Raw genomic sequence first — 17147 nt, forward strand, 5'->3', positions numbered from 1 at the left:
TCCCGAATTTTGACAAAAAGTCGACATTTGACTAAAATTGACTGTATAGATGATATGGAGGAATAAGCATGATACAATTCTTGGTTTACATGGCCGTTCTGATGCTGGTTCCGCTTTGGGCGCAGATGCGTGTTAAATCAACGTATTCAAAATATGCCCAGGTCGAGAATTCAACCGGAATGACCGGCGCGCAGACAGCGAGGAAGATTCTGGACGACAACGGACTCTATGATGTGTCGGTTCGTGAAGTGGATGGAACGCTGACAGATCACTATGACCCGCGTGACAAATCGGTCAATCTGTCGACAGACATCTATAACAGCGCGACGATTTCAGGAACGGCTGTTGCCGCTCACGAAGTGGGTCACGCGATTCAGGATGCAAATGACTACACGTTCATGCGTATCAGAAGTGCTCTTGTTCCAGTAGCAAACATCGGGTCGAATCTGTCTTATTTTTTAATTTTAGCCGGTTTTCTTTTTGGCGCTATGCAGTTGGCGACACTCGGCGTCATCTTTTTCGCTGCGGCGGTTCTCTTCCAGCTTGTCACACTTCCCGTCGAATTTGATGCGTCCGGCCGTGCTCTGAAACAAATCGTGAACCTGGGAATTGTGCAGAACGGCGAACAGAAACAGGCAAGAAAAGTGCTTTCTGCTGCAGCAATGACATACGTCGCTGCAGCACTCGTATCCGCAATGGAACTTGTTCGCTTCATTTTAATGATTGCTCTTTCAAACAACCGGGAAAACTGACGCTCACACGGGAACATTCAGTTTTTATAATCAACTGCCTGTCTTTTCGCCAAGGTCCGGCAGTTTTTATTTTGTTTGAAAGAAAGATCGATAATTAACGGTCAAAAAATTAAAGCAATGATAGACCCACGTGGTTCGAAACCATCCCACGTTTATCAAAAAACTAAGGGGGAAGTTCTTGGATGAAACTCAGGACACTGATTGTGAATGCGATATTGGCAGCTCTCTACATTGTGCTGACCTTTTTTCTTCAGCCGATCAGTTTTTCAGCTATCCAGTTCCGAATTTCAGAAATGCTGAATCATCTGGTCGTGTTTAATAAAAAATATTTCATTGGCATCGTCTGCGGCGTATTTATCGGAAATCTTCTTTTTTCGCCGCTATTGCCTTACGATCTTATTTTCGGGACGGGACAGTCGGTGATCGCTCTTCTAACGACGATCATCTGTTCAAAATATGTCAGGCATATTTGGTCACGATTGTTGATAAATACAGGCGTTTTTACGCTGACCATGTGTATTATTGCATGGGAACTGAACATTGTTCTCCATCTTCCGTTTTTCTGGACCTGGCTGACTGCGGCAGCCGGTGAGTTTTCCGTCATGCTCGTAGGTGCACCGATTATGTATACTGTGAATCAGCGCATCCACTTTGACAAACGCATTTGATATTCGTTAAACAAAAAGCGCCTTACTGCAAGGCGCTTTTTGTACAATAGATCCGAATGGTTTTTTATTTCTCGCGAAGCTGGCAGCGGCTGTTGAAAAAGGCTTTATACCCGATCTGAACGAACAGAAGAACAGTAAGGGATGCGCCCCCGACGATGCCGAGCATAACGGCGATTTGATAGCGAATGGCCTGTATCGGGGAAGCCCCGCCGATGATCTGGCCGGTCATCATCCCTGGAAGAAAGACAATGCCCATACCCACCATGGAATTGATCGTCGGCAGCATGGCACTGTCAAAGGCCTGGTTGATAATCGGACGTGATGCTTCATTAGGTTTAGCTCCGAGCATCAGTGCGGATTCAACCATTTGTTTTTTCGTATGCATGCCTTCGAGCAATGTGTTGACGCCAAGCGAAACACCCGTCATCGTATTTCCGATAATCATACCGGCAATGGGAATGACATATCTTGGATTGTACCACGGCTTCACGTTGAGGGTTACAAGGATAAAATAAATGAGCGTCGCGATCACACCGACGGTCATTGACAAAGCGATTTTCTTTTTCAGTTCTTTATTCAACGGTATCTTAGCCCGTTGGTAAATGTTGTAAATAGCGAAGATTAACATGAGTGCAAGGATAACGAGCGTAAAAACGGGATTGGCGTTGCCGAAGACATATGCGAGAATGTAACCGACGATCATCAGCTGAATGGTCATGCGGACAGAAGAGATTAATATTTCTTTCTCTCGCTGAATCCCTTTAACCTTCACGATAATTAATAATATCAAAATGAAAATGTAGGCGGAAACGAGCTGCCAAAGTGTGAGATCATTGCTGCTCAATATGTTCACTCTCCCTCACAACTTGTCCTTTATTTATTTCGATGATATGATCTGCAAATGCCCTGACAACGGCGGTGGAATGTGTGATCATAACAAGAGTTTTCTTATTGTTTTTCACAAATTCGGCTAGTTTTTTCATGATGAACTGCGTGGTTTCTTCGTCTAGAGCGGATGAAGGTTCGTCAAGGAGAAGAACGGGAGGATCGAGAAGCAGGATCCTCGCAAGGGAGACACGCTGTTTTTCTCCGCCGGAAAGTGCATCACTTTCCTCATCCAGCGCTTTGTCCAGATGCACATCCTTAAGCACTTTTTTCAAACGAGCATCCGTAACGGCAGGTTTTTCTGAAAAACGCAGACCAATCAGGAGGTTGTCCTTTACAGTCCCTCCGAACATGACCGGTGTCTGGGCCATCATGACAACCTCGCGGCGAAGTTCAACCGGGTTCCATTCAAAAACCGACCGGCCCTCAATTTCAATGTCGCCTGATTCCGGACTGATCATATGGTTCAGCATTTTGAGCAGAGTCGTTTTTCCGCTCCCGCTTTCTCCGATAATACAGGTAATCATTCCGGACGGGATCGACAGATCGTCGATCGACAGGATATTTTTGTAGTGCAATTGATGAATATGGAATGTACTCTCGTTCATCAGACTCACCTTTTCTTTTGAAGTCCCTTAAATAGGATCTGCAGGACAATCGATTTTAAATTTTTACCGGTGTCTGCCATTCGATGAACACAATCTCTTTCAAATTAAAGCAGAGAGCACCATATAAGAAGAACTCAAAGGGTCACTCATAAATCATAACGCTTTTGAAGCTGTTTTGAAACCATTGATCAAAAATCAGCCGGCTTTCTGTATATCCCAAATGGTCACACTGAAGCGGTTGACACCATTGTGACCATTCTCCGGTCTGCTTAACGCACGCTCCCTGTTTTTAAATATTGTTATGTTATAATAGCCTAAGAGCAAAATGAAATGGGGAGATTTTTTGACGGAAAGACCAAGATTACTGCTTGTAGACGGAATGGCCCTGCTTTTCAGAGCATTCTATGCGACAGCGCCGAGCGGCCAACTGATGATCAATGAGAAGGGGATACCGACGAATGGTGTACAGGGGTTTCTGCGCCATTTGCTCCTGGCGTTAGAGAACCGCAAACCGACACATGTAGCCGTCTGCTGGGACATGGGAAAAAAGACTTTCCGGCACGATCTTTTTGACGGTTATAAGGCTAATCGGGCCGCACCCCCAGTCGAAATGATTCCGCAGTTTGATCTGGCCAAGGAAATGACCATAGCTTTTAAAATCCCGAACATCGGTTTGGAAGGTTTTGAAGCGGATGACTGCATCGGAACGATTGCCAAGAAGCTACAGGATGATGCCGACGTCTCAATCATTACCGGAGACCGCGATCTTCTGCAGCTGCTTGATCATCATATCGGCGTTCATCTCCTGCAAAAAGGTTATGGCAATTATCGCAGTTATTCGGAACGCTCATTTACTGAAAAATTCGGGATTTCCCCCCGCCAGTTCATTGATGTCAAAGCGTTAATGGGGGACTCAAGCGATGGATATCCGGGTGTCCGCGGTATCGGTGAGAAAACCGCATTTAAATTAATCAAGCAGTTTGGCAATATGGATGCGCTGCTCGATCATCTGGATCTGCTCCCGACCGGTCAGAAGAAGAAAATCGCCACGGATCTGGACATGTTTCATCTATCACGAAGACTGGCTGAAATTCAATGTGACGCTCCTATTTCCTTTTCAATGGACGAAGCGTCCTTTCACGGGGTGCCAAGAGCTTTTATTGAGAAAGTCAGGATGATGGGAATGAAGATGGTCGGCCATGACCTCGTCGATATTCGCTGGGGAATGCAGACCAGTTTGTTTGACGGAACGAACTGACCGGGATATTCGTAACATCATTGAATTGAATAGACCCTTTCTTTTTCTTCAGACCGGAATAAATGGCATGCGGCGTTTATTTCGGTCTGATTTTACAAGTGGCCTTTACAAAAAAAGTCTGTTTATGTAGAATGACAGTTACAACTCAATGAAGCGAATCCCTAAACTTGAAAAGAGGTACAGCATAAATAAAATCAGAAAATTCACTGTTGCTTCAAAAAGCAAACAGTGATATATGGCTTCTCCAGTGTGGATGGGTTGACTGCATTTTTATTCAGAAGGAGATTTTAGAAATGGAATTGTTCAGAAAGAAGTCTCTGGATTACATGATCCGGCAGGCAAGCGGCAAAAAAAGTCTTCAGAAAGCGTTAGGAGCGTTCGATTTAACGATGCTCGGCGTGGGGGCTGTGATCGGAACGGGTATTTTTGTCCTGACAGGTGTCGTTGCCGCGAAGAACGCGGGTCCGGCGATTATTTTATCTTTTGTCTTTTCGGGACTTGCCTGTGCTTTTGCCGCACTGTGCTACGCGGAATTTGCTTCAATGATTCCCGCTTCCGGGAGCGCGTATACTTACAGTTATACAACTTTTGGAGAACTCTTTGCCTGGATTCTCGGATGGGATCTGATTTTGGAATACGGGCTCGCTTGTTCAGTCGTGGCGAGCGGCTGGTCAGCCTATTTTCAGGAACTGGTCGGAGGATTCGGCATACATTTGCCGGCTTTGCTCAGCGGTGCTTTCGATCCATCTAAAGGATCCTATGTCGACATTATGGCGGTTGCGATCGTTTTCTTACTTTCAGCCGTTTTAATGACAGGCGTCAAGGAATCAAGCCGCATTAATGACATCATGGTCATCATTAAAATCGGAGTGGTTCTGCTGTTCATTGTCGTCGGCATATTTTATGTCAGGCCGTCAAACTGGTCGCCGTTTATGCCGTTCGGCTTCAGCGGTGTTATGCAGGGAGCGGCAACCGCTTTTCTTGCTTATATCGGTTTTGACGCTGTGTCATCCGCTTCAGAAGAAGTCAAAAACCCGCAGCGCGACATGCCGATCGGGATTCTTTCCTCTCTTGCCATCTGTATGATTCTTTACATTGCTGTATCGGCGGTTCTAACCGGCATGATCCCTTATACAAAACTGAATGTCGGCGATCCTGTGGCATTCGCTCTGCGCTTCGTCCACCAGAACTGGGTTGCGGGTTTTGTTTCTCTTGGAGCTATTCTCGGCATAACAACCGTACTCTTTGTCATGATGTACGGACAGACCCGCTTGTTTTTTGCCATCAGCCGCGACGGGCTGCTGCCAAAGGGGATTTCAAAACTGACACACAAAACGAAAACACCGACCCGGAGCATTATTTTAACTTGGCTGATGGCGACCGTATTCTCAGCGGTCATTCCGCTCAATCAACTTGCGGAGCTGACCAATATCGGAACCTTGTTTGCCTTTATTGTTGTCTCACTGGGCGTCATCGTTTTGAGGCACACCCGCCCGGATATCAAGCGGAATTTCAGAGTGCCTTTTGTTCCGTTCATCCCCGTACTCGCCGTTCTTGCCTGCGGATACTTGATGGTGAACCTTTCCAAAATTACCTGGATCGGATTTCTGATTTGGTTTGCAATCGGTCTGATCATTTATTTTACTTATGGTTACCGGCACAGTTTACTTGGCAGCGCCGAAGAACAAACTCCGGAGCCTTCCCGGGTCACTTCGGAAAACTGATCAGAGGATAAACAGGACTGCATTAAAAAAGAAATAAATAGAAAAAAGATTTCCTGATTTTATGAATTGGAAATCTTTTTTCTATTGAGTATGTTTCGGACAGGAACTAAAATAAAGGTATCTATTTAAGTTGAAAGATGAATACATTAAGTGTCATTCTGCGATAGAGGATCAAAGGACACCTTTTTCCCAAAAAATATTTTTAAATTTGACATATTTTGACTGATTATTCTGAAGGACTTGTGCTGATTTCGTAGAAATAATATTTAATAAGTGATAAAGGGCGTGAATTCATGATAACTATCGAAAACGTTCCGCAACATTATCCAAGTGATATTGATCTGTATCTATTTCATGAAGGCACATTGTACGAAGGTTATAAGATGTTCGGCGCTCACTTTGAAAGATCGGAGGATCGCGAAGGTTTCCGTTTCACCGTTTGGGCGCCCAATGCCGGAAAGGTATCCGTCGTCGGAGATTTCAATAATTGGGAAGCAGGAAAAAACCCGTTAGCCCGTGTCAGCAAGTCCGGCGTCTGGACGGCCTTTATCAAAGATATTCGCGAGGGAGAACGGTATAAATATGCCATTCAGACGCCGGAAGGCTCAATTATATTAAAAGCGGATCCCTACGCATTTTATGCAGAAACAAGGCCGTCCACGGCTTCGCTGACCTGCAGGCTGGACGGGTATGAATGGCAGGACAGCAAGTGGATAAGAAAACGAGACAAAGAGGATATTTACCATCGTCCGATGCTCGTTTATGAATGCCATCTCGGTTCGTGGAAAAAGAAAGAAGATGGCCGGCTTCTCACATACCGCGAACTGGCGGACGAGCTTATTCCATACATCAGGGAAAACGGTTTCACTCATATTGAATTGATGCCGATTATGGAGCATCCCTATGACCGTTCGTGGGGCTATCAAATTACCGGCTATTATGCACCGACAAGCCGTTTCGGTACCCCGAAAGATTTTATGTATTTTGTCGACACGTGCCATGAGCACGATATCAGTGTCATTCTCGACTGGACACCAGCTCATTTCTGCAGAGACACACACGGGCTCGGACGTTTCGACGGCACGCCTCTTTATGAACCTACCGATCCGAAACTAACTGATCGTCCGCAGTGGGGAACTTACAATTTTGATTTCAGCAAAAACGAAGTCATCAGCTTTCTGATTTCCAACGCCCGATTCTGGATGGATGTTTATCATGTTGAAGGATTCAGGATTGATGCCGTTTCGTCAATGATTTATTTGAACCATAATAATGATTTGCCCTTTGAGCTGAAAAATAAGAACGGCGGTGATGAAAATCTTGAAGCGATTGCCTTTTTAAAGAAGCTCAACACAGCTGTTTTCAGTAAGTTTCCAAAGGCGCTGATGATGGCCGAAGAGGCAACTGATTATCCGCTTGTATCCTCACCAGTTGAAGACGGCGGCCTCGGTTTTAATTATAAATGGAACATGGGCTGGGTACATGACATCTTGCGCTACATGAAACTTGATCCTTCGGAACGGCGCAACCATCACCAGTTGATCACATTTTCAATGCTCTATGCTTTTTCCGAAAATTTTGTCCTGCCATTTTCTCATGATGAACTCGTGTATGGAAAACGCTCGCTGCTGAATAAAATGCCCGGCGACGAATGGCAGAGATTTGCAAACCTGCGTGTGCTCTATGGCTACTTCATGACGCACCCTGGGAAGAAGCTTCTTTTCATGGGATCGGAATTTGCGCAATTTGATGAATGGAAGGATTTGGAACAACTGGACTGGAATCTGTTCGGGTTTAAAACACACCGGTCGTTCCTTCACTATTCTTCCGAACTTAATCATTTCTACCAGAATACATCGTGCCTCTGGCGTCTTGATCATGAAGGTGAAGGATTTGAGTGGATCGATCCGAACGATGCGCAACAAAGCATTATCAGTTTTATCCGCAAGGGAAAACGGAAAGGGGATTATTGTGTCATTGTCTGCAATTTCACCCCAGCTGTCTATCATCATTTCAGAATCGGCATGCCTGCTGAAGGAAACTATCTTGAAATGCTGAACAGCGATGCAAAAGAGTTTGGCGGATCAGGGCAGCTGAACAGAAAACCGGTTCAGTCAGTTCCGGAGCCCTACCATAACCAGAAGTTCAGCATGGAAATCACGGTTCCGCCTTTAGGAATAACCATTTTCATGAAGGAAACGAAAAAACGGAGCGCAGTGGTTCGCCACATTAAATGACGTTTAAAGAGTTAACGAGACAGAGTTGTCGGGAATGGGGAAGGGGATAGAGAGATGAATGTTCTGTTTGCTGCTTCTGAGTGTGTTCCTTTTATCAAAACCGGCGGACTGGGAGACGTGGTCGGTGCGCTGCCGAAAGCCCTGAAGAGGGGCGGCATTCACGTCGGCGTCATTCTTCCAAAATACGAAGATATGGCTGCCGAGTTTCAAAACAGGCTGACACTTATCCGGTATATAGACGTTCCTGTCGGCTGGAGAAGACAGTACTGCGGTATCGAATATTTTGAAGAAGACGGAATTCGTTATTATTTCCTCGATAATGAATATTATTTTAAAAGGCATGGTTGCTACGGTTACTTCGATGACGGGGAACGCTTTGCCTTTTTCTCCAGGGCCGTACTTGAAGTTCTTCCTTTTCTGGCTGAGAGGCCTGATGTCATACACTGCCATGACTGGCAGACCGGACCGGTCAGTCTCCTGCTGAAAAGCCATTACGCCGGACGGCCGTTCTATCAGCAGATCCGCACGGTTTTTACCATCCATAACTTAAAATATCAAGGCATTTTCCCGAGATCTGTTCTCTCTGATCTTCTTGATCTTGATGACCGGTATTTCAACCCTGACAGTCTTGAATTCTATGGCGGAGTCAGTTATATGAAGGCGGGACTTGCATACGCGGATGTTCTGACAACGGTGAGCAGGACTTATGCGGAAGAAATTCAAATGCCCTTTTACGGTGAGAATCTTGATGGATTCCTCAGATGGAGGAGCCATGATCTCCATGGCATTGTCAACGGCATCGATCGGGAAATCTATGATCCACAAACGGATCGTCAGCTTTATTTTCAATACCATACTGCTGATGGCAAAAAGAAAAATAAAAGCCGTCTGCAGGAACAGCTTAATCTTAGCAGAGATGAAGATATACCCATGGTCGCGATGATTACCCGTCTCACTGAACAAAAGGGGATCGACCTGGTTTTACGTGTCTCTCACGAACTGATCAGCCTTAATATTCAGCTCGTCCTTCTCGGAACAGGAGAACAGCACTATGAGTCCGCGTTCAGGGAACTGGCTTCCCGTTTTCCGGAACAGGTTTCGGCTAATATCTTTTTTGACGACGGGCTGGCAAGAAAAATTTACGCGGCAAGTGATCTTTTTCTGATGCCTTCAAAGTTTGAACCTTGCGGAATTGGTCAGCTGCTTGCCCTCAGATATGGAAGTCTGCCAGTCGTAAGAGAGACGGGCGGGTTGAAAGACACAGTCGTTTCATACAATGAATTTACAGGTAAGGGGTATGGTTTCAGTTTTACGAATTACAATGCCCACGATATGCTTTTTACAGTTCAAAGGGCTCTGAACTTTTATCGTAATCAACAGGATAAATGGAAACAACTGACTGATCGCGCACTTCAGCTCAATTTCGGATGGGAAACGTCTGCAGCGGCTTATCGGGATCTGTACTATTCTTTGATTGAATAGGTTATGGACTTCATTCAGGACAATCGAATTTCCATTTATTATAAATTAATTTTCAGAAATATTTAATGAAAAACAGCCGAAAAACAGATAATTTGTTATATAATAGAAACGTAAGAAAAATAATTTTCGACTTTACCAATAATTTGAAGCTATGATTCTTGCTAGTATTATAAGTTCATGATAAATGGCTGTTCTTGAATGATTAATTTTTAATGAGGTCTTTTTGAACCGCCTTAGCCCAAGCTCATGGCGGTTTTTCCATAATAAAAAGAATGGAGGTAATATCCAGGTGAAAGCGGTTACGTACGAGCTGTTGGATTGATAGATTGTAATTGCGTCATCGAAAATTTTCATTGTCAGTGTCTATTCAAGCGGCTGTACAGCTAGTTACCGATAATAACATATCTTTTCCGTATTGGGAGGTTTGTAAATTAATAAACATTATAGTAGTTAAAAATGAAAAGTCCATAGGTAATTTTCCGCAAGCAAAGGAGGTGGATGGAAAGGAATGGTCCTCCATTCTTTTTCCAAAAAAACAATGAAAAATGAGATTATTGCGATGATTTTGGCTGGAGGACAGGGTTCAAGGCTCGGCAAACTGACGAGAACCATAGCGAAACCGGCTGTTCCGTTCGGCGGGAAATACCGGATCATTGATTTTTCTCTGAGCAATTGCTCAAATTCAGGTATCCGTACAGTTGGTGTTGTCACGCAATATCAGCCACTGGAACTGAACAGCCATATAGGCAATGGTTCACACTGGGGCTTGGATCACAAGGATGGCGGGGTAACCATTTTACAGCCCCATTCGAGCCTTGACGGTGAAAAGTGGTTCGAGGGGACCGCTCATGCCATTTACCAGAACATCAGTTACATTGACAGCAACAATCCAACCTACCTGCTTATCCTGTCAGGAGATCATATTTACAAGATGGATTACGAACATATGCTTAATTTTCATAAAAAGAAGAAAGCGACGGCAACAGTCGCCGTAATTCATGTTCCTTTTGAAGAGGCATCACGGTTCGGCATCATGAATACGGATAACACCGACAGGATAATTGATTTCGAAGAAAAACCGGCAAAACCGAAGAGCAACCTGGCATCAATGGGCATTTATATTTTTACGTGGGAAGTGCTTCGCCGTTATTTGATGGAAAGCCATGCAACCGGGCAGAATATGGACGATTTCGGAAAAAATGTGATTCCTTCTTTTCTGGCGAACGGAGAGAATGTTTTCGCCTATGCTTTTGAGGGCTACTGGAAAGACGTCGGCACCATTGAGAGTCTTTGGGAAGCGAACATGGCTTTCATCGACCCTGATCATGAACTGCATATCCGGGATAAATCGTGGCGCATTTATTCCAAAAATCCGGTTGCCCCGCCCCATTATCTCACCGGCAATGCGACAGTCAGAGAATCGCTGGTCGTCGACGGATGCTATATTGCAGGTGACGTGGATCACTCAATTATTGCGCAGAATGTGAAAATCGGAGCGAACAGTGTGGTGAGAGATTCTATTGTTATGGCAAACACAGTGATCGGAAAAAATGTGACAATCGAACGGGCGATTGTGGGCGAGCATGCCGTGTTTGCAGATAATGCTCAGATCATTGGTGATCAGGAAATTGAGGTGGTCGGTTATAACGAAGTAATAGGGGGGCTGAATGATGATGAGGAAAAATAAAATTTGCGGTATTCTTAATTTAACAGAATCCAGACTGGCGACCAATCCTCTGACACTTTTTCGTCCCGTGGCGGCGCTTCCCTTTGGTTGCAGATATCGTCTGATCGATTTTCCGCTGACCAATCTGACAACAGCGGGTGTCGAGACTGTCGGTGTATTTCTTAACGACAGTCTGCGTTCCATTTATGATCATGTGCGAAGCGGGAAGGAATGGGGCCTTGACAGTGTTGACGGCGGACTTTTCTTCTTCTCGGCGCTTTCCGCGGACCGCGGAACAGGTTTGAGGGGAACGGACGGGGATATCTACAACTATTTTAAGAACATCGAGTTTATAGAGAAATCCGGAGCGGACTATGTTGTCGTGATGGGCACGAGGATGCTTTGCAATGTCGATGTCAAGGCGGTCTTGCGAAGCCATATTGAGCAGGGGGCAGACATCACGGTTGTCTATAAGTCTGTCGACTATCTTTCCAAAGAGGATGAACATGTATCCTGCATGACGATTGGGGATGACGGATTGGTCAAGGGGCTGAAATCCTGCTCCCTTCAGATGAAAGAAAATAAGGCGCTTGTCAATATGGAAATCTATTTGATGAAAAGCTCATTGTTGATGAGACTGATCCGAAATGTTGTTGCCGAGAATGAACATTGCAATTTAAATGACGTTTTGCACCAGGCAATGATTAAACTGCCGACAAATGGTTTCGAATATACAGGATATCTTAAAAGCATCAATTCAGTAAAATCCTATTTTGATGCGAATATTGACATGCTTCAGGAAGCGAATATGACTGCTCTTCTGAAGGGAAGTCAAAGCATCCATACAAAAGTGAAGAATGAGGTGCCGACATTTTATGCCCGCACATCGGATGTCAGCGATTCGCTCGTTGCCAATGGATGCATTATGAATGGGGAAGTGACTCATTCTGTTATTTTTCGAAATGTGACGATTGAAAAAAACGCGGTGGTCAACAGTTCGATAATACTTCAGGGCAGTTACATTGGCAGCGGCGCGGAGCTGCGTTACGTGATCCTGGATAAACAGGTGCGGATTGAACCTAACACGAAACTGATCGGAACGAAAGATAAGCCGATCGTCATTGAGAAAAATTCGGTGATCAGCCGTATTTTTGAAGAAGGAGAACAAGTATTAAAAGGAGTTTCCCAGTTTCATAGGAACGAACTCGAAGTTTAATATCGATCTGACAGCAACGCTTATAATTCTTCACGGTTCTGGAAATACTGGCCACCATTGACCGGCTGCACGGAAGATGAAGATATCGCAGATAAAACCTTTTTTTGCATCGGATATCAGATGACAAGTCAAAGCCTCGCGATTCGCAAGTTTATCATAGCCAATTTTACCTGTTCAGAAGGAATTGAGAATTAAGGATGGTAGACGAATGGAACTGTCAAAAAGAAGATTCAAAGAAGATTTCAAGCGGATGCTTACAGAACTATATTCTATGGATGTTCCTCGGTCGGATCCGGCCGAACAGTATTTTACTTTAGGAAATCTGGTTCGCTCGTATTCGGCCAGAAACTGGAGCCGGACCAATCAGCATTACCTGGATCGCAAACAAAAGCAAGTCTATTATTTTTCAATGGAGTTTTTGCTCGGCCGGATGCTGAAGAGTAATTTATTGAATCTCGGTATTCTTGATACAGTACGTTCCGGTTTAAAAGAACTGGGCATTGATCTGGAAACAGTTGCTAAAGTGGAACTGGATCCCGGTCTGGGCAACGGCGGTCTGGGACGTCTTGCCGCCTGCTTCATTGATTCGATGGCGACCTGTGAAATACCGGGCCACGGCAACGGTATCCGCTTCAAGTACGGCCTTTTCAAACAAAAATTTGTCAATGGTTATCAAGTTGAGCTGCCGGAAAATTGGCTGCAAAATGGAAACGTATGGGAAATACGCAGAACGAACATGGCGGTCACGGTTAATTTTTACGGCAAAGTCTGGCTCGAAAAGTGCCCCGAAGGCTATCTTATTCCGCACTATGAGAATGATAGCAAAGTGCTTGCTGTTCCCTACGACTCCCCCGTTATCGGTTATAGAAATGAAACGGTTAATACATTAAGACTCTGGTCGGCCGAGATGCCGCCTCAGGATGAGAGCACCGATTATTGGTCCTACATTCAGCAGAGAAACAGGATCGAAAGCATATCGGAAGTACTCTATCCGGATGATTCTAACTTTGAAGGGCGTCTTCTGCGCCTGAAACAGGAGTACTTTTTCGTATCTGCCGGCGTTCAGAGCATTATCCGCCATTTCCGGAAAATGAATGTAAGAATGAACCGTCTTGCAGAGAAAGTATCCATTCACATCAATGATACCCACCCCGCACTGTGCGTCCCCGAACTGATGAGGATTCTGCTTGACGAGGAGCATATGGACTGGGAACACGCATGGAATGTGACAGTCAATGTGATGAGTTATACCAATCATACAATCATGTCGGAGGCTCTTGAAAAATGGCCAACCGACATGATCAGCACCCTGCTTCCAAGAATTTATCAGATCATTTGTGAAATTGACCGGCGCTATGCCGTGAAGATGGGTGCCTTGTATGAGAGAGAAATTATTGAGCGAACACGAATCATTGAAGGCGGGCACGTGAAGATGGCCCATCTTGCCATCATCGGAAGCCATAGTATCAACGGCGTTGCCAAGCTGCATACGGCCATACTCAAAGAAAAGGTACTGCATGATTTTTTCCTCATGTATCCGTCGCGTTTCAACAATAAAACGAACGGCATCGCCCAGCGCCGCTGGCTGATGCTTGCCAATGAACCGCTCCGCCGAATGATCGACAGCAAAATCGGCAGTGATTGGGAATCGATGCCTACCGAACTGAAAATGCTCAAGGCTTTCCGTAACGATGAGGCGACGCTGCGGGATCTAGCGGAAATCAAACGAATTAATAAGGAACGGTTTGCAGCCTACGTGCAGCAGGACATGGGCCTGACGATTAACCCGGACGCGATTTTTGATGTGCAGATTAAACGTCTCCACGCTTATAAAAGACAGCTGTTGAATCTTCTTCATATACTAAGTCTCTACTTTAAACTGAAAGATAATCCGGCAGCAGACATTTACCCGCGCGTCTTTATCTTTGGAGCAAAGGCGGCACCAAGCTACACTTATGCAAAGGAAATCATTAAATTAGTAAACTCCGTTGCGTCCCTGATCAACAAGGATCCAGACATCCATGATAAATTGAAAATTGTCTTTGTGGAAAACTACGGCGTTTCGCTTGCTGAACGGATCATTCCTGCGGCAGACGTCAGCGAGCAGATTTCACTTGCTTCAAAGGAAGCCTCGGGAACGAGCAACATGAAACTGATGCTGAACGGTGCCGTGACACTCGCGACTCTGGATGGAGCCAATGTTGAGATCCGTGACCGTGTAGGAGATGAAAATATTATTATTTTCGGGCTGAAGGAGGAGGAGGTCTACGAGTACTATCATAATCGATCTTATCACTCGAAGAGCTATTATGATAACAATCCTGTCCTTCGTCGAGTACTTGACGCACTGATTGACGGAACGATTCCTGGCATTGAAGCGGAAGGAAAAGACATCTTTAATTCTCTTGTTCTGTATGGGGATGAATATTTTGTTTTGAAAGATTTTGACGCCTATGTTCTGGCGCAGGAGAATATAGACCGTCTTTACCGTGATCCGCTGAAATGGCAGAGAATGGCTCTGATTAATATTGCGGACGCCGGTGTCTTTTCATCGGATTATACGGTGCTGCAATATGCAACCGACATATGGGATGTCGCGGCAAAGGCAAGGCGAGTCTGACCGTTCATAGGCCAGGCACACAGGATGAAATCTTCTGCAATGAAAATCAGGCCTGCCGAAAAAAGAATGAGTCACCTTTTGATAGGAAGAAGGAAACGCACATATGAATCTGCCGTCAATTTATTTCAATTCATGGTCTGAAAAATACCGACGGCCTTTTGGAGCCATTCAAGCCGGAAAAAGTGTCTATTTTTCAATTGCCGTCAATCTGACAAAAATATGGCGTGTTGATCTGGTCATTCAGAAGGACGGGGATTCCTCTCAGGAACTTGAAATGTTTCCAAACGGTGAAGATGCCCATATTTATAAACTGAAATTTGTGACGGAAGGAAAAAGCGGCCTCTATTTTTACCATTTTAAACTTGATTGTGAAGATGGCCAGACGGGCAGGAGAACTATATTTTATGCCAAGGCCGGTGATAATTATGGTGGAGAGGGGCAGATTATTTACGATCCGGCCGCTGTCGAGCAATATCAGATCACTTGCTACGATCATCCGGATCAGGCACCTCAATGGTATCTGCACGGGGTCGTTTATCAAATTTTTGTCGATCGTTTCAACAATGGCAACCGCCATCATGCGGTCTATTCTCCAAAAAAAAATTCATTTCTCTATGCGACGGAGGAGGATGATCCCTATTATATCCACGATCAAAAAGGGAACATCGCACGATGGGATTTTTTCGGCGGCAATTTGCAGGGGATTATTGACAAACTTCCATACCTGCGTTCGCTTGGTGTCACCGTACTTTATCTGAGCCCGATCTTTGAGGCGAGAAGCAACCACAAATATGATACAGCTAATTATGAGAAAATCGATCCAATGTTCGGGAACAAACAAACGCTTCAGAAATTGATTGTGAAAACACGAAAATTGGGTATGCATATCCTTCTCGACGGCGTTTTTAATCATGTCGGTGCCGACAGTATCTACTTCAATCGATTTAAAACCTATGGAGAAGGGGGGGCTTACAATAATACCCGCTCTCCTTATTTCGACTGGTTTACGTTTCACTCTTTTCCGGATAATTATACCAGCTGGTGGAACATTGAAGACCTGCCTACTGTAGATAAAAATAACACGCATTATCGGGATTATATCTATCAATCCGATCAAAGCATCATTCACTTGTGGACAAATATGGGAATTGGCGGCTGGAGGCTGGATGTTGCCGATGAACTGCCTGACGATTTCATTGCCGGGATCCGGAGGGCGCTGGATAGCCACTCGAATAAAACAGAGCGTAAAGTTCTGATTGGCGAAGTCTGGGAAGATGCTTCGAACAAGATTGCTTACGGCAAAAGGCATCACTATCTTGAAGGAGGCATGCTGCATGGGGTTATGAATTATCCGTTCCGTTCATTGATTATCGGTCTTCTGAACCAGCGGATGACGGCAGCTCAGGCGGTTCGTGCCAGCTTCACATTGAAGTCGAATTACCCAACGTATGCTTTTAACGCCAATATGAACAATATTGGTACGCACGACACGGAGCGCATTCTTACCACGCTGGGCGGTGATGAAAATAAATTGCGGGTTGCGGTTCAGCTGCTTATGACCCTTCCCGGTGTTCCTTGTGTTTACTATGGAGATGAAGCGGGCCTATATGGGGGAAAGGATCCCAATAACCGGCGTTTTTTTCCGTGGGGACGGGAAAACGTGAAAATTCAGGAAATATTCCGATCAGCCATCCGGTGCCGCAGGAATGATGAGAATCTTCAGTCGGGCGACTATCTCCCTTTTTCAATCGGAGAGTTATTCGGCTTCGTTCGTTTCCGTTCGGAAAATGCTTATACCGCGATTGTTTTCAATGTCACTCCTGACCAGCAGGCGATCGATCTTGAGGCGTTCAATGATCAGACTGGTGAAGGTAAAATGGCGGCGCTTGTCGGCAGCTTGTTTGAAAACGGTATGACTCTCTCTCCGTACAATTTCCTGTTAAAAGAAAAACAGCCCTGACATAATTTTCCAATGTTCAGACAGGAAAAAGCACTGTGACAGTACGTTCAGGGGTACCCGAAGGATGGCTC

General features: G+C 45.1%; 12 protein-coding genes and 1 riboswitch. Of the genes, 10 read left to right on the forward strand and 2 right to left on the reverse strand.

Annotated features, from left to right (window positions below; genetic code table 11):
- Positions 1-68: 68 nt before the first annotated feature.
- Together IEX81_RS04675 and IEX81_RS04680 are read left to right on the forward strand one after the other, a co-directional pair.
- A complete protein-coding gene (locus IEX81_RS04675; RefSeq protein ID WP_188801909.1) occupies positions 69-752 on the forward strand; it encodes a zinc metallopeptidase in 684 nt (227 codons plus the stop codon).
- Between the two features lie 124 nt (positions 753-876).
- A riboswitch (PreQ1 riboswitch) is annotated at positions 877-925 on the forward strand.
- A 9-nt stretch (positions 926-934) separates the two neighbouring features.
- Complete coding sequence (locus IEX81_RS04680; RefSeq protein WP_188801910.1) at positions 935-1420, forward strand: QueT transporter family protein; 486 nt, start codon at positions 935-937, stop codon at positions 1418-1420.
- 64 nt (positions 1421-1484) lie between these two features.
- Here IEX81_RS04680 and IEX81_RS04685 read toward each other — a convergent pair whose 3' ends face one another.
- Entirely contained in the window at positions 1485-2264 is a 780-nt protein-coding gene (locus IEX81_RS04685; protein ID WP_188801911.1) for an ABC transporter permease, read from the reverse strand.
- Positions 2251-2913 carry an ABC transporter ATP-binding protein gene (locus IEX81_RS04690; RefSeq protein WP_188801912.1) on the reverse strand — a complete coding sequence of 221 codons (663 nt, stop codon included), beginning with the start codon at positions 2911-2913 and terminating at the stop codon, positions 2251-2253. Before IEX81_RS04690 ends, IEX81_RS04685 begins: the two co-directional genes overlap by 14 nt.
- 343 nt (positions 2914-3256) lie before the next feature.
- Between IEX81_RS04690 and IEX81_RS04695 the strand changes: the two genes are divergently transcribed.
- The 8 genes from IEX81_RS04695 (at position 3257) to IEX81_RS04730 (ending at position 17076) form a co-directional block, all read left to right on the forward strand.
- Positions 3257-4171 carry a 5'-3' exonuclease gene (locus IEX81_RS04695; protein WP_188801913.1) on the forward strand — a complete coding sequence of 305 codons (915 nt, stop codon included), beginning with the start codon at positions 3257-3259 and terminating at the stop codon, positions 4169-4171.
- A gap of 293 nt (positions 4172-4464) precedes the next feature.
- Entirely contained in the window at positions 4465-5895 is a 1431-nt protein-coding gene (gene bcaP, locus IEX81_RS04700; protein WP_188801914.1) for a branched-chain amino acid transporter BcaP, read from the forward strand.
- 293 nt (positions 5896-6188) lie between these two features.
- Positions 6189-8132 carry a 1,4-alpha-glucan branching protein GlgB gene (gene glgB / locus IEX81_RS04705; protein WP_188801915.1) on the forward strand — a complete coding sequence of 648 codons (1944 nt, stop codon included), beginning with the start codon at positions 6189-6191 and terminating at the stop codon, positions 8130-8132.
- A gap of 54 nt (positions 8133-8186) precedes the next feature.
- A complete protein-coding gene (glgA, locus tag IEX81_RS04710) occupies positions 8187-9614 on the forward strand; it encodes a glycogen synthase GlgA (RefSeq protein ID WP_188801916.1) in 1428 nt (475 codons plus the stop codon).
- A gap of 538 nt (positions 9615-10152) precedes the next feature.
- Positions 10153-11301 (forward strand): glucose-1-phosphate adenylyltransferase, encoded by a 1149-nt coding sequence (locus IEX81_RS04715; RefSeq protein WP_188802095.1) that lies wholly within the window; start codon positions 10153-10155, stop codon positions 11299-11301.
- Positions 11285-12496, forward strand: a complete 1212-nt coding sequence (gene glgD, locus IEX81_RS04720; protein ID WP_229727473.1) for a glucose-1-phosphate adenylyltransferase subunit GlgD — start codon at positions 11285-11287, stop codon at positions 12494-12496. Before IEX81_RS04715 ends, glgD begins: the two co-directional genes overlap by 17 nt.
- Before the next feature lie 208 nt (positions 12497-12704).
- Positions 12705-15116, forward strand: coding sequence for a glycogen/starch/alpha-glucan phosphorylase (locus IEX81_RS04725; protein ID WP_188801917.1), 2412 nt, complete (start codon positions 12705-12707; stop codon positions 15114-15116).
- A 103-nt stretch (positions 15117-15219) separates the two neighbouring features.
- The gene (locus tag IEX81_RS04730) at positions 15220-17076 is read left to right on the forward strand and encodes a glycoside hydrolase family 13 protein (RefSeq protein ID WP_188801918.1); all 1857 of its coding nucleotides are present in this window, start codon (positions 15220-15222) and stop codon (positions 17074-17076) included.
- The last annotated feature ends 71 nt before the right edge of the window (positions 17077-17147 follow it).

The sequence above is a fragment of the Sporolactobacillus putidus genome, assembly GCF_014647035.1.
Lineage (GTDB): Bacteria > Bacillota > Bacilli > Bacillales > Sporolactobacillaceae > Sporolactobacillus > Sporolactobacillus putidus.